Source organism: Arthrobacter saudimassiliensis, from assembly GCF_059090665.1.
Window position 1 is genome coordinate 1 of sequence record NZ_JBNHFX010000003.1, and the last position, 12,146, is coordinate 12,146.

The window sequence follows — 12,146 nt, forward strand, 5'->3', positions numbered from 1 at the left end:
ACCGGCCAAATAACCAATCAAAATAATTGGTATCAATAAACTTGGCACACTATTGAGTTCTCAAACAACAGACACATCCGGCCTACTCGGGAAAACCATTCCGAAACCGGAACTTTCGTTTCCCTTTAGCACCGCCGTGGTGTGTTACAATCCTAAACCCTCCCACCGCTTTCCTGCAAATCCGGGTCTTTCACCGGAAACCAGGACAACAGGTCTTCAGGACCTCCAAAACCACGGACAAAAACCGGCAGCAAAGCCACCCGGAATTCTCATCCGATCAGTTGTGAAGGGGATCGTCGCTCCGCTCTCCGGCGGGCAACAGATTCAACTATACGCACCCGGCCACCCCACCGCAACTCGACCGGATGTGATCCCGGTCAAGCGGCCCGGTGGCCCGGAACAAGCGCGTTGAACGCGCATTTCCAGTGTAGGCATCCGGGCCGGCGGCGCAAGCCGTTCCCGCAGTCGATCTCTTCCCATTGATGGATGCAGCGGAGCGCACTGCCCGCCGCCTGTCCCGGAGACGGCTCAGGCGTCCACCGCACCGGGATGCAGTGGACGCCTGAGGCGTGCCGGGACCTGACTGGTCCGGGAGGCTAGTTGACCGTGACCGTCGCCAGGGTGCGCTTGCCGCGGCGCAGCAGCAGCCACTTGCCGTGCAGCAGTTCCTCGCTGCCGATCACGGCGTCGACGTCGGTGATCTTCCGGTTGTTCACGTACGCACCGCCGTCGCCCACTGTCCGACGGGCCTCCGAGTTGCTCTTGGCCAGCCCGGACGCGACAAACAGGTCAACGATGCCCAGCGCGTCGGCGCCCACGGTGGCCGAGGGCAGTTCAGCGGTCGCCGCCTGCAGGGTCGCTTCGTCCAGGTCCGCCAGCTCGCCCTGCCCGAACAGGGCGGCGGAGGCGGCAATGACCTTGTCGGTGGCCTCGGTGCCGTGGATCAGGGACGTGACCTCGTAGGCCAGCGTGCGCTGGGCCTCGCGCTTGTGCGGTGCCTCCTGCGTGGCCCGCTCCAGCTCCTCGATCTCCCGCCGGCCAAGGAAGGTGAAGACCTTCAGCCGCGAGACGACGTCGGCGTCGGCGGTGTTCAGCCAGAACTGGTACATGGCGTAGGGGCTGGTCATCGCGGCGTCGAGCCATATGGCGTTGCCCTCGCTCTTGCCGAACTTGGTGCCGTCGGAGTTGGTGATCAGCGGCGTGCCGAGTGCGTGGACGGACTTGCCCTCCACCTTGCGGATCAGCTCGGTGCCGCTGGTGAGGTTGCCCCACTGATCGGAGCCGCCGGTCTCCAGCACGCAGCCGTATTCACGGTAGAGCTCGAGGTAGTCCATGCCCTGCAGCACCTGGTAGCTGAATTCGGCGTAGCTGATGCCGTCGTCGGAGTTCAGCCGAGACGCGACGATCTCCTTCTTGATCATCGTGCCCACCCGGAAGTGCTTGCCGATCTCCCGGAGGAAGTCGATGGCGCTCATCGGCGCGGTCCAGTCGAGGTTGTTGACCATCCGCGCGGCGTTGTCGCCGTCGAAGCTGAGGAAGCGCTGCACCTGGCCCTGCAGGTAGCCCACCCACTCCGCGACGGTTTCCTTGGTGTTCATGGTCCGCTCGGCGGTGGGCCTCGGGTCGCCCACCAGGCCGGTGGAGCCGCCCACCAGGGCCAGCGGGCGATGACCTGCCAACTGCAGCCGGCGCATGGTCAGCAGCTGGACGAGGTTGCCCAGATGGAGGCTGGGCGCCGTGGGATCGAACCCGCAGTAATAGGTGATCGGGTCACCGGCGAGCAGCTTTTCCAGCTCGGCTTCGTCGGTGGAGACGTGGACGAGTCCACGCCACTTGAGCTCCTGCCAGATGTTGGCGAAGGTCGGGTCATTCTGTTGGGCTGCGAGGCCCGTCTGGGTATCCTGTGGCACGCTTTCCAAAGTATCAGGATTCGTCGTCGACTATCCCGGCGGGGACGCTGCCTTCCGCGATAAGACGCAGGCGCTGCGTGGGCCGGGTCATGGCGACGTACAGGTCCCCCACCTTGCCGGCGGCGGCGGTCAGCAGTTCTGACGGTTCCAGGATGACGACGCCGTCGAACTCCAGGCCCTTGGCCTCCCGCGGATCCATCACCACGATGTCCTGGCCCGGACCGCCGGCTCCGGTGCCCACGCGGGAACCGTACTGCCCGGTCAGCGCCGTGCGGACGGCGTCGAGGCGGTGGTCCTCGGTGATGACGGCCAGCAGGCCGCCGTCGAGCGCGTCCAGTTCCTCCGGCAGGACCTTCAGCAGATGCGGGACCAGCTCTCCGGTGCCGACGCGGTCCACGATCGGAGCCCACCGGCCCTCACGGACGGCCTTGGGCGCGGAAACCACCAAGCCGGCGGCGTTGGCCATCCGCACCGCGGCCTCCGCGATCTGCGCCGGGGTGCGGTAGTTCACGGTCAGTTCCTCGAGCGTCCACCGCTCCCCCACGAACGGCTCCAGCGCCTGCTGCCAGCTGGTGGCGCCGGCCGCGGAACTGGTCTGGGCGATGTCGCCGACCACGGTGAAGGACTTCAGCGGGGCGCGGCGCATCAGCAGCCGCCACTGCATGGCGGACAGTTCCTGGGCCTCGTCCACGACCACGTGCCCGAACGCCCAGGTCCGGTCCACGGCGGCGCGCTCCGCGGCGGTGAGCCGCTCCTCGGCGGCGGCGTTGTGCTCCACCAGTTCCTCGGCGGTGAGGATGCCGGCGGCGCCGGAGTCCTCCAGGAAGCCCTCGGTGTTGCGGATGGCGTTCTCGGCCATGGCGAGGTCCCGCTTGCGCTGCTCCTCGCGGGCGGCATTGTCCCGTCCGGCGGAGGCATCGAGGTCGCCCAGCAGTTCGGCTGCCTCATCCAGCAGCGGAACGTCGGCCTCGGTCCAGGGGGCTTCGGGGCTGCGGCGCAGCAGCGCCAGTTCCTCATCGGTGAGGTCGGGGGCGGCCATTTCCAGGTGCCCGGGCTTGGAGAACAGCTCGCGGAGCAGCCGCTCGGGCGTCATCGGCATCCAGGCAAGGTTCAGGGCGATCCGCACGTCGCGGGCGCTGCGCACGTCTTCGGCCAGATAGGCGCGGTCGGCGCTGTTGCCGGCACCCGAGGAGGCCTCCAGCTTCTCGGTGAGCTGCTCCGTGAGTTCGCGCAGCAGGATTTTGACGAAGGTGTTGCGGGCCTCGTTGTGCGGCTTGCCGGTGGCACGGGCCTTGTCGCGGGCGCGGCGGACCTGGCGCGGGCTGAGGGTCAGCGCGGTTCCCTCGACGACGACCCGCCGCGGCTCCGGGTACAGGCGCTGCCGGTTGGCGACGGCGCGGGCGATGGTCTCGGCCATCGAAAGCCGGCCCTTGATCTCGGCGACCCGCTGGTCCTCCTCGGCCACGGCGCGCACGCCGGGATACAGCTCGCCCACGCTGGCCATGACGACGCCGGTCTCGCCCAGGGATGGCAGCACACGTTCGATGTAGCGGATGAAGGCGTTGGAGGGGCCGACCAGCAGCACGCCCGCGGACTTCAGCCGTTCCCGGTGCGTGTAGAGCAGGTAGGCGGCCCGGTGCAGCGCGACGGCGGTTTTGCCGGTGCCGGGCCCGCCCTGCACCACGAGGACGCCGGGCATGGGGGCGCGGATGATGCGGTCCTGCTCGGCCTGGATGGTGCCGACGATGTCGGACATCTGTCCGGTGCGCTTGGAGTTCAGGGCCGCGAGCAGGGCGCCTTCGCCCTGCATGGAGGCACCTTCGTCGAGCATCGAGTAATCCAGCACGTCGTCTTCGATGCCCTGCACGTCCCGGCCCTTGAGGATCAGGTGCCGACGGCGGCGCACGCCCTGCCGTTCGAAGGCGGTCGCCTGGTAGAAGGTACCGGCCTCGGGGGCCCGCCAGTCCACCATGAGCCGCTGCAGGTCCTCGGTGGAGAGCCCGATCCGGCCGATATAGCGGGCTTCACCGTCGTCGAGGTCCAGCCGTCCGAAGACGAGGCGGTCATCCACCGCGTTCAGCTGGGCCAGCCTGTCCTCATACATGGTGGCGAAGGCGTCCCGCTCCGAACGGTTCTGGTGGGAGCCGCTGGCGTGGCTGCGGCGCACCTGGTCCAGCTGCTCCTGCTTTTCGGCGCGCAGCTCGTCGAGCCGGTGGTAGAGCCCCGCCACGTAGGCGCGCTCATGATCCAGCTCGTGCTGGGCTGCGGACTTCTCAGGCATGTTCGGGTTCCCTCTCGGAAAGGCAGACCGTCAATTCTACCCCGGCGGGAAGATTTTTCCACGCCTTCTTTTGCCGGGCGGGGACCGCCACGCGGCGGCCCCGCGGGCGGCCGCGGACCGGCCCGGCCGACGCCGCCCGCCGTCGCCCGCCGGGAGGCCGCCGTTCACCCCTGATTGCCTTCGGGACAGCGAAACGGCCCGGAGTTCCGGGCCGTTTCGATAGGTTGGTGTGCGATGCGCCGAGGGCGCCGTCGGCGGCTAGTAGGTGACGAGCGAGGTGACGTCGTACCCCTTCAGGGCCTCCCGGCCGCCCAGGTCGCCCAGTTCAAGAACGACGCCGAAGCCGGCGATTTCCCCGCCGACCTTCTGGATCAGCCGCGCAGCGGCGCCGAGGGTGCCGCCGGTGGCGAGGACGTCGTCGAGGATCAGGACGCGGGATCCGGCAGGCACGTCGTCGACGTGGACCTCGAGGGTGTTGCGGCCGTACTCCATGCCGTAGCTCTCGGAGTACACCCGGCGCGGCAGCTTGCCGGGCTTGCGGATGGTGATGACGCCGCGGTCGGACGCATACGCTGCGGCGGCGGCCAGCAGGAAGCCGCGGGCCTCGATGCCCGCGACGTAGTCGAAGGTTCCCTCGAAGGTGCGGACGAAGCTGTCGACAATGGCCCGCAGGGCAGGGCCGTCCGCGAAGACAGGAGTCAGGTCCCGGAAAACGATGCCGGGCTTGGGGTAGTCGGGAACCACGGCGCCGAGGCGGTCGATCGTCTCCTGAACGGTCTCGGCGGCCGGTACTGCTTTGCTTTCATTCACCCATCCACTTTACCCGCTTCCGCCCGGCTTCCCGGGGCCGGGCCGGGCCTCTGTGGCGTTTGTCTCCCCATCTGCCGGTGGCCGCGGGGTCAGGAATAAAGGGGCGAAGCGCTGCGGTTGCCACGAATGGAGCGGCCCTGCGGCAGGGCCGGGATTTATCGCCGAACGTCAAGGAGTGGAGCACATGCCCAACCTGCACGAAGCACTCAGGAACAAGATCGGATTCGGTACGGCACCCCTGGGAAACATGTTCCGGGACATTCCCCAGGACGAGGCGCTGGCCACCGTCGAAGCTGCGTGGAATGAAGGCATCCGCTATTTCGACACCGCCCCCTTCTACGGGGCGGGCCTGGCGGAATCCCGGCTGGGTGAGGTCCTCTCCGGGCACAACCGGGACGAGTATGCGCTGAGCACCAAAGTGGGCCGGCTGATCCTCGACGAGGAGGAGGAAAAGAGCCCCGGCCTCTTCACCCACGGCCGGGCGAACAAAATCGCCACCGACTACTCAGCCGACGCGACCCTGCGCTCCATCGACGAGAGCCTGTCGAGGCTGAAGACCGACCGGCTGGACTTCGTGTTCATCCACGACACGTCCCGGGACTTCCTCGGCGACGAGTGGGTTGCCAAGTTCGACGAGGCCAGGCGCGGTGCGTTCAAGGTGCTGGCCCGGCTGCAGGATGAGGGCGTCATCAGCGGCTGGGGGCTGGGCGTGAACACCACCGAGCCCATCGAGCTGGCCCTGGACATGGAGGAGGCGGCCCCCACCATGAGCCTCTCCGCCACCCAGTACACGCTGCTCCAGCATGAGCGGGCGCTGCAGCGGATGATGCCCGCAGCGCAGGAGAAGGGGACGGGCATCGTCGTCGGCGGGCCGTTCAACTCGGGCGCGCTGCTGGGCGGCGACTACTTCGACTACGCGGAAATCCCGCCGCAGATCAAGCAGCGGATCGCCGAGCTGACCGAGGTGGCCCGGCGGCACGATGTGAGCCTGAAGGCCGCCGCGCTGCAGTTCTCCGCCGCCCACCCGGCAGTGGCCGCGGTGATTCCCGGCTCCAGCCGCCCCGAGCGCATCGCGGAGGACGTGGCCGCCATGAAGACAGCGATTCCCGGCGCCTTCTGGGACGAGCTCCGGGAGAAGCAGCTCATTTCCGCACAGGCTCCGGTGCCGGGTTCGGCCTAGCAGCGGCGCTGCTGAGGAACGACACTGACCGGCGGGACGGCGTCCAGGGTTACCCTGGGCGCCGTTCCGCGTTCCGGCGCGGCAGGGCCGTGGCGCCTGCCGCCGGCCGGCGCCGCGCAACCGCGGGACGGTACTTGGACACGGTGGGATCTCCGGCAATCCAGTACCGCCAGGGGTAGGCCTCTCCCCCGCCCTCGCCGCTGACTCCGACCCGCGGCCCGGTCGAGATGCCCTCCTGCGGCTGCGGCTGCCCGGGCAGGGTCAGCTCCAGGGGACCGCCAAAGACGTCGGCGCCGTCGAACCGCCGGTCCAGGCCGAGGGCCTGCGCCAGGCGGGCCGGGCCGCGGGCCAGGTCCAGGTCGGTGCGCGGGTTGTTCCGCCGGCGCCGGGCCAGGTCGCGGCCTTCGACGATTTCGCCGGCCCGCAGCAGCAGCCCCGTGGCGAAGCCCTCTTCCCCGCAGACCACGTTGGCGCAGTAGTGCATCCCGTAGGTGAAGTAGACGTAGAGGTGGCCGGCCGGGCCGAACATCGTGTTGTTGCGGGCAGTGCGGCCCCGGAAGGCATGCGAGCCGGGGTCCTGGCTGCCCATGTAGGCCTCCACCTCGGTGATCCGCACGGCCACGGCGCCGTCGTCGTCCTCGCGGCGCAGCACGGCGCCGAGCAGCCACGGGGCGGCGTCGACGGCGGGAACGGCCAGGAGGCTGCGGGCCTGCAACGAATCCATCCCCCGACGTTAGCAAGGGCACCCGGCCACCCGGGAATCGGGGACGGCCGGGGGGTCAGTCCACCCCGCCGTAGAAGCTCCGCAGCGCGGCGAGGCGGCGTGAATCAGCGTGCGGCGTGCCGCCCTGCAGGCGCAGCGCGGCGTCGTCCAGCGCCATGTGCCAGGCGGCCAGCAGCGCCGGAGCGTCACCTCCGCCGGCCGGCAGCGGCTGGCGGACGACGGCGCGCGACCCGTCGGCGGTGTCCTCCACCTCCACTTCGGAGCCGGCGCCAACGGCCAGAGTGGCGGTGGAGTCGTTGATTGCGTCCGTCGCCTCCCGGGCGCCGGTGTTGAACCAGCGCTCAAACAGGATGACGTCGCCGTGCACGGTGCCCATGGTCGGCGAGATGCTGAACTCCTCGGCATACGCGTCGCGCAGGGCCAGCCAGGTGTCCAGGGCGAATCCGGTGCCCGGCTGCTCTCCTGCCGCCACCGAGGCAAACGCGTCGAGGATGTCCTGCCAGCCCGCGGCGCCCTCGGTGAGGAAGTCGGCCCCGTCGCTGCGGGACCGGAAACTCAACAGCGCTCCCCCTTCGCTGTCCAGCACCTGCCACTCCACCACGGACTCGTCCCCGAGGTCGTCCTCCCAGGTGAGCTGGAGGCTGCTGCGCGGGTTCATCTGCAGCACGGTGCCGGTGACCTCCATGCCCTGCCGATCCAGCCGATATGCGCTGCCCTGCTCCCAGCCGGGGCTGAGCCGGCCGAGCCAGGCGGCCACCTTCGAGGGTGAGGTCAGCACATCCCAGATGTAGGCCGTCGGGTAGTCGAACCGGCGGTCGAACGCCAGGGCATACCCGTCACTGAGTTTTTCGATCCGGCCGGACGGCACGGGATGCGAGGAATCGGGAGCAGTCACGTCGGGACCTCCTGGAGAGCCGCAGGTGACAACAGGTTAGCGACGACGCCGGCGCGGCGGGAGGGGCAAGCGGCCCAACGGGTGCCTACCTGGCCAGTGCCGACGGCCAGGGCAGCAGGTCCGGCAGCCCGCCGCCGTCGACCTCCAGGGTGCCCAGGCTGGGGGTGCGCCCGGCGAGCCAGGCGGCAATGTCGCTGGCGATGCCGCGGACGGTCACCGTGTTGAAGGGCGCCGGCGAGGCGGGATTGGTCAGCACCAGCGGGTCCATGCCCGTGGGTTCCAGCCGCAGCCGCAGGCCCTCCGGCACCCGGGCCGCCAGGAAGTCGAAAAGGTGGGCGCAGAGTTCCTGGCTCCAGCCGTCCGGTTCCGGCCCGCTGCCGAGATCGACGGCGTGGATCGCCAGCTCACGCCAGAGCGCCAGCCCGCCCGTCTTCACGGTCCCGTCCCGATAGGAGATGGGCGCGGCCCACGCCGCGTCGTCCAGCCGGTGGAAGGCGGCCCGGGCCCGGTCAAGCCCGGCGGCCACCCGGGTGTGCAGGTCCTCGGCGGGCAGGACGGCGTCGGCCTCGATGGCGGCGTTGCGGCCTTCCGCGCCGCCGTCGTACAGGTCGATGCGGCGTCCGTTTGCCGCGTACTCCAGCTGCCGGGCCATGCCGTGCGCGACGCCGGCGACATGGGCGAGCACGTGGCCGCGGGACCAGCCGGGCAGCAGCGACGGGGCGCGGACCTCGCTGTCGGTGAGCGCCGCGGCGTGCCGGTGGAAGTCCTCCGCTGCCTGGTCGAGGAATTCCAGCAGGCGGGAGGTATCCGGCTCGGAGGCCCCCGCGCCGGCACCGGCGGAGTGCGGCAGGCCGGATGCGGCGGCGTCGGAGCGGTCGGCGGGTGAGGGCACGGAGGTCGGTTCGCTCATGCGACCAGCCTAGCCAGCGGGGCCCCGAAGCAGCAGCCCTGTTACCCGGCCGGCTGTTTCAGAGGGTGTAGCGGTGCCGGATGTGCCGCCGGCCGGGGTCCGCCTGCCAGAACTCGATCTCCACGGGCTGCAGCGCGTAGAGCTGCCAGTCCGGGTTGGCGGGTCCGTCGGCGGACGGACGTTCCGCCCAGTCCCGGGCGGACGCGGCGTCGGAGAGCAGCACGACGGCGCCGGCGCCCCGGATCTGGCATCCCTGTTCCGCCCAGTAGAAGTTCATGGCCGCCCGCGGGTTCGCGGCCAGCTCACGGCCCTTCCGGGAGCTGCGCGCGGTGGCGAAATGCCAGCCGCTGTCGTCGAGGTTCTTCAGGATCAACATGCGGGAGGACAGGTTGCCGGCGGCGTCCGCCGTCGCCAGCGAAAAGGCGTGCGGCTGGCGGATCCCGGCGGCGAGGGCCTCGTCCAGCCAGGCCCGGAACAGCTGCTGCGGATCCGCCGGCGCGTCGGCCGGATCGAAGCCCGGCAGCGCTTCCGGGAAATCAGGCAGGGCGCGCAGCCGGCGGCGGAAGGAGTCGCTCATCCGGCCAGCGTACCGCTTCGCGGACAACGGCGAAGGGCCCGGCGGATCGCTCCGCCGGGCCCTTTACCGTGGTACGTCCGGAACCTACCCGGCGAAGGCGCGCGCCTCGGCCAGCTGCGCGTGCAGCGCGGCCAGCTGCGCCTCGACGGCGGAGCGGGCGGTGCCGCCCTGGGAACTGCGTGAATCCAGCGAGCCTTCGGTGCTGAGCACGGAACGGACCTCCGGGGTCAGATGCGCCGAGATGCCGGCGTAGTCCTCATCGGTCAGGTCCCAGAGCTCGACGCCGCGGGATTCCGCCAGCGCCACGGCCTCGCCGGAGAGCTCGTGGGCTTCCCGGAACGGCACGCCCTGGCGGACCAGCCACTCGGCGACGTCGGTGGCCAGCGCAAAGCCCTGCGGGGCCAGCTCCTGCATGCGTCCGGTGTTGAACCGCAGCGTGGCGATCATGCCGGAGACCGCCGGCAGCAGCACCTCGAGGGTGTCGGCGGCGTCGAACACCGGCTCCTTGTCCTCCTGCAGGTCCCGGTTGTACGCCAGCGGCAGGCCCTTGAGGGTGGCCAGCAGCCCGGTGAGGTCGCCGATCAGCCGGCCGGCCTTGCCGCGGGCCAGCTCGGCGACGTCGGGGTTCTTCTTCTGCGGCATGATCGAGGACCCGGTGGAGTACGCGTCGTCGAGCGTGACGAAGGAGAACTCCTTGGTCGCCCAGAGGATGACCTCCTCGCTGATCCGGGACAGGTCCACGCCGATCATCGACGCCACCCAGGCGAACTCCGCGTACACGTCGCGGGAGGCGGTGCCGTCGATCGAGTTCCAGACCGCGGAATCGAAGCCCAGCTCCGCGGCCACGGCGTTGGGGTCCAGGCCCAGCGAGGACCCGGCCAGCGCGCCGGAGCCGTACGGGGACACCGCCGCCCGGCGGTCCCAGTCCGCCAGGCGCTGCACGTCGCGCAGCAGCGCCCAGGCGTGGGCCAGCAGGTGGTGGCTCAGCAGCACGGGCTGGGCGTGCTGCAGGTGGGTGCGTCCGGGCATGGCGACACCGAGGTGCGCCTCGGCCTGCTCCACCAGGGCGTCCACGGTGGCCAGCACGCCGCGGGCGATGATCCGCGCGTGGTCGCGCAGGTACATCCGGCCCAGGGTGGCGATCTGGTCGTTGCGGGACCGGCCGGCGCGGAGCTTGCCGCCCAGCTGCGGGCCGGCGCGCTCGATCAGGCCGCGCTCCAGCGAGCCGTGCACGTCCTCGTCGGATTCCGCCGGCGTGTAGGCGCCGGAGCGGACGTCGGCGTCGAGCCGGTCCAGGGCGTCCAGCATGCCCTCGAGCTCGTCGTCGGTCAGCAGCCCGGCCTTGTGCAGCACCCGGGCGTGCGCCCGGGAGCCGGCGATGTCGTAGCCGGCAAGCCGCCAGTCGAAGTGGGTGGACTTGCTCAGCGCGGCCAGCGCGTCAGCGGGTCCGCCCGCGAACCGGCCGCCCCAGAGGGCGCCCTGGACCGTCGTGCCGGGTCCGGCGACGCCGGAGGCTGCACCGGGTGCGTCGGGGCCGGCTCCTTCGGCCGGCAGCTTGCCGTTGCCCATGCCTACTTGCCCTCGGCCAGCCGCTGGTCGCGGGAGGAGGCGACCTTGGAGGACATGCCGAAGATCTCGATGAAGCCCCGGGCCATCGACTGGTCGAACGTGTCGCCGGTGTCGTAGGTGGCCAGGTTGAAGTCATACAGCGAGGACTCGGAACGGCGTCCGGTGACGGTGGCGCGGCCGCCGTGCATCTCCAGGCGGATGTCGCCGGAAACGTACTTCTGGGTGTCGTCGACGAAGGCCTCCAGGGACTTCTTCAGCGGGGAGAACCACTGGCCGTCGTAGACCTGCTCGGTCCAGCGCTGGTCCACCATCTTCTTGAAGCGGGCCTGCTCGCGCTCGACCGTGACGTTCTCCAGCTCGCGGTGCGCGGCGATCAGCGCCATGGCGCCGGGTGCCTCGTAGACCTCGCGGCTCTTGATGCCGACCAGGCGGTCTTCAACGATGTCGATGCGGCCCACGCCCTGGGCGCCGGCGCGGCGGTTCATCTCCTCGATGGCCTGCAGCGGGGTGACGGCCTTGCCGTCGATGGCCACGGGGATGCCTTCCTTGAAGGTGATCACCGCTTCGTCGGGGCCGGAGGACTGCGCCGGATCGGAGGTGTACTCGTACACGTCCTTGGTCGGGCCGTTCCAGATGTCCTCGAGGAAGCCGGTCTCCACGGCGCGGCCCCACACGTTGGCGTCGATGGAGAACGGGTTCTTCTTGGTGGTGACGATCGGCAGGTTCTTCTCCTCGGCGAAGGCAATGGCCTTGTCGCGGGTCAGGGCCAGGTCGCGGACCGGGGCAATGCACTTCAGGTCCGGGCCCAGGGTCTGGATGCCGACCTCGAAGCGGACCTGGTCGTTGCCCTTGCCGGTGCAGCCGTGGGACACGGTGCTGGCGCCGAACTGGCGGGCGGCGGCGACCAGGTGCTTGACGATCACCGGGCGGGACAGCGCGGAGACCAGCGGGTAGGCGTCCATGTACAGGGCGTTCGCGCGCAGGGCCGGCATGCAGTACTCGGCGGCGAACTCGTCGCGGGCATCCGCGATGTAGGCCTCGACGGCGCCGCAGTCCAGGGCGCGCTGGCGGATGGTCTCCAGGGACTCGCCGCCCTGTCCGACGTCGACCGCCACGGCGATGACTTCGGCGCCGGTGGCCTCGGCGATCCAGCCGATGGCCACGGAGGTATCCAGGCCACCGGAGTAGGCCAGAACAATGCGTTCGCTCACGAATGTGCTCCTTGCTTGTCAGTGCAGTTGATGGGTGCGGCCGCTGGGGCCGCGGTTCTCCAGCGCTGCGGTTGTTTCA

10 protein-coding genes are annotated in these 12,146 nt (G+C 70.1%); 1 reads left to right on the forward strand and 9 read right to left on the reverse strand.

All coding sequences use genetic code 11. The features are described from left to right. Positions 1-596 precede the first annotated feature (596 nt). The 3 genes from tyrS to AC5RV6_RS11240 form a co-directional block, all read right to left on the reverse strand. A complete protein-coding gene (gene tyrS, locus AC5RV6_RS11230) occupies positions 597-1,910 on the reverse strand; it encodes a tyrosine--tRNA ligase (protein WP_494007413.1) in 1,314 nt (437 codons plus the stop codon). A 13-nt stretch (positions 1,911-1,923) separates the two neighbouring features. Further along, positions 1,924-4,191: a HelD family protein gene (locus AC5RV6_RS11235; protein ID WP_494007414.1), complete on the reverse strand. Its 2,268-nt coding sequence runs from the start codon at positions 4,189-4,191 to the stop codon at positions 1,924-1,926. Between the two features lie 258 nt (positions 4,192-4,449). Then, positions 4,450-5,001, reverse strand: a complete 552-nt coding sequence (locus AC5RV6_RS11240; RefSeq protein ID WP_494007415.1) for an adenine phosphoribosyltransferase — start codon at positions 4,999-5,001, stop codon at positions 4,450-4,452. A 184-nt stretch (positions 5,002-5,185) separates the two neighbouring features. Here AC5RV6_RS11240 and AC5RV6_RS11245 point away from each other — a divergent pair, with 184 nt between their 5' ends. Next, on the forward strand, positions 5,186-6,181 hold the full coding sequence (locus AC5RV6_RS11245; protein WP_494007416.1) for an aldo/keto reductase: 996 nt from the start codon (positions 5,186-5,188) through the stop codon (positions 6,179-6,181). Between the two features lie 49 nt (positions 6,182-6,230). Here AC5RV6_RS11245 and AC5RV6_RS11250 read toward each other — a convergent pair whose 3' ends face one another. The 6 genes from AC5RV6_RS11250 to AC5RV6_RS11275 all read right to left on the reverse strand — a co-directional run bounded on the left by AC5RV6_RS11250 (position 6,231) and on the right by AC5RV6_RS11275 (position 12,067). Next, positions 6,231-6,905 (reverse strand): DNA-3-methyladenine glycosylase, encoded by a 675-nt coding sequence (locus AC5RV6_RS11250; protein ID WP_494007417.1) that lies wholly within the window; start codon positions 6,903-6,905, stop codon positions 6,231-6,233. Between the two features lie 55 nt (positions 6,906-6,960). After that, positions 6,961-7,800 carry an SRPBCC domain-containing protein gene (locus tag AC5RV6_RS11255; RefSeq protein WP_494007418.1) on the reverse strand — a complete coding sequence of 280 codons (840 nt, stop codon included), beginning with the start codon at positions 7,798-7,800 and terminating at the stop codon, positions 6,961-6,963. 85 nt (positions 7,801-7,885) lie between these two features. Further along, a complete protein-coding gene (locus tag AC5RV6_RS11260) occupies positions 7,886-8,710 on the reverse strand; it encodes a maleylpyruvate isomerase family mycothiol-dependent enzyme (RefSeq protein WP_494007419.1) in 825 nt (274 codons plus the stop codon). 58 nt (positions 8,711-8,768) lie between these two features. After that, on the reverse strand, positions 8,769-9,287 hold the full coding sequence (locus tag AC5RV6_RS11265) for a pyridoxine/pyridoxamine 5'-phosphate oxidase (protein WP_494007420.1): 519 nt from the start codon (positions 9,285-9,287) through the stop codon (positions 8,769-8,771). 84 nt (positions 9,288-9,371) lie between these two features. After that, positions 9,372-10,856 carry an argininosuccinate lyase gene (argH, locus tag AC5RV6_RS11270; RefSeq protein WP_494007421.1) on the reverse strand — a complete coding sequence of 495 codons (1,485 nt, stop codon included), beginning with the start codon at positions 10,854-10,856 and terminating at the stop codon, positions 9,372-9,374. Between the two features lie 2 nt (positions 10,857-10,858). Further along, positions 10,859-12,067, reverse strand: coding sequence for an argininosuccinate synthase (locus AC5RV6_RS11275; RefSeq protein WP_494007422.1), 1,209 nt, complete (start codon positions 12,065-12,067; stop codon positions 10,859-10,861). Positions 12,068-12,146: the final 79 nt, after the last annotated feature.

Bases quoted from the DNA above. Each gene is read 5' to 3' on its own strand.
- AC5RV6_RS11265 (WP_494007420.1), bottom strand. From the start codon at position 9,287: ATGAGCGACTCCTTCCGCCGCCGGCTGCGCGCCCTGCCTGATTTCCCG.
- AC5RV6_RS11245 (WP_494007416.1), top strand. From the start codon at position 5,186: ATGCCCAACCTGCACGAAGCACTCAGGAACAAGATCGGATTCGGTACG.
- AC5RV6_RS11235 (WP_494007414.1), bottom strand. From the start codon at position 4,191: ATGCCTGAGAAGTCCGCAGCCCAGCACGAGCTGGATCATGAGCGCGCC.
- argH (WP_494007421.1), bottom strand. From the start codon at position 10,856: ATGGGCAACGGCAAGCTGCCGGCCGAAGGAGCCGGCCCCGACGCACCC.
- AC5RV6_RS11250 (WP_494007417.1), bottom strand. From the start codon at position 6,905: ATGGATTCGTTGCAGGCCCGCAGCCTCCTGGCCGTTCCCGCCGTCGAC.
- AC5RV6_RS11260 (WP_494007419.1), bottom strand. From the start codon at position 8,710: ATGAGCGAACCGACCTCCGTGCCCTCACCCGCCGACCGCTCCGACGCC.